This window comes from Streptomyces sp. NPDC059668 (genome assembly GCF_042734135.1).
GTDB lineage: Bacteria > Actinomycetota > Actinomycetes > Streptomycetales > Streptomycetaceae > Streptomyces.
In genome coordinates this window covers 128,596-129,798 of record NZ_JBHWEL010000021.1, presented here as the reverse complement: position 1 = coordinate 129,798, position 1,203 = coordinate 128,596, and the positions used below count along the sequence as shown (strand labels likewise).

The following is a 1,203-nucleotide window of genomic DNA, read 5'->3' as shown; positions in this document are numbered from 1 at the left end:
CGGGCTGCGCGGGGGGGTGAGCGCCTCGCCCGCGGGCGGGCCGGGGATTTCCCGCCGGGCGGGGGCTTGCGGCAAGGGCCATAAGGGCCGACGGGGGGTCTGGGGGCGGAGCCCCCAGGGTCGGGTAGGGGCGGCGGGGACGAGGAGACCTACGCCAGGCCGCGGCGGGCGACCGCCGGCGGCCGGCGCCCCGCGATCGACGCCACCATGTCCAGCACCTGCCGCGTCTCCGCGACCTCGTGGACGCGATACACCTGCGCCCCCAGCCACGCCGAGACGGCGGTCGTCGCCAGCGTCCCCACCACCCGCTCCTTGACCGGCCTGTCGAGCGTCTCGCCGACGAAGTCCTTGTTGGAGAGCGAGACGAGCACCGGCCAGCCCGTCCCGACCATCTCGCCCAGCCTCCGCGTCGCCTCCAGGCTGTGCCGCGTGTTCTTCCCGAAGTCGTGCCCCGGATCGATCAGCACGGACTCCCGCGCGACCCCCAGCGACACGGCCCGCTCGGCCAGCCCGACGGTCACCGCCAGGATGTCGGCCATGACGTCGTCGTACGCGATCCGGTGCGGACGCGTCCGCGGCTCCGCGCCCCCGGCATGCGTGCACACCAGCCCGACCCCGTACCGCGCCGCGACCTCCGCGAGCCGCGGATCCACCCCGCCCCACGCGTCGTTGAGCAGATCCGCCCCCGCCTCGCAGACCGCCTCGCCCACCTCGTGCCGCCAGGTGTCGACGCTGATGATCACGTCGGGGAAGCGGCGCCGGACCTCGGCGACGAAACCGACCGTACGGCGGGCCTCCTCCTCGGCGGTGACCTCCTCGCCGGGTCCGGCCTTGACCCCGCCGATGTCGATGATCGCGGCGCCCTCGGCGATGGCCTGTTCCACCCGGGCGAGCGCCGGCTCGTCGTGGAAGGTGGCTCCCTGGTCGTAGAAGGAGTCCGGGGTCCGGTTCACGATGGCCATGACCACCGGCTCGTGCGGGTCGAATTCGTGCTTCCCCAGCCTGAGCATCCCCTGTGACCTCTCCCTGTGAATCCCGCTGCTTAGCCGCCTGCGACCTTAACTGTCAGACTCGCATGGCACGATCGGAGTCCGACGGTTCCGCCGTCGGACTGCTTCAGTACTTACGCGCCGGCGCGGACGCGGCCGCACCACAGGGGGGGGGCCACAGGGGAGTTCAAGTTGTTGTTGCTTGTAGTCGCGG

1 protein-coding gene is annotated in these 1,203 nt (G+C 72.7%); it reads right to left on the bottom strand.

Features of this window, described 5'->3' with window-relative positions; genetic code table 11:
* Positions 1–149 precede the first annotated feature (149 nt).
* On the bottom strand, positions 150–1,010 hold the full coding sequence (gene folP / locus ACFV2J_RS17975) for a dihydropteroate synthase (RefSeq protein WP_385097947.1): 861 nt from the start codon (positions 1,008–1,010) through the stop codon (positions 150–152).
* Positions 1,011–1,203: the final 193 nt, after the last annotated feature.

Excerpts from the sequence above, each read along its gene's own strand:
- folP (WP_385097947.1), bottom strand. The coding sequence starts at position 1,010 with ATGCTCAGGCTGGGGAAGCACGAATTCGACCCGCACGAGCCGGTGGTC.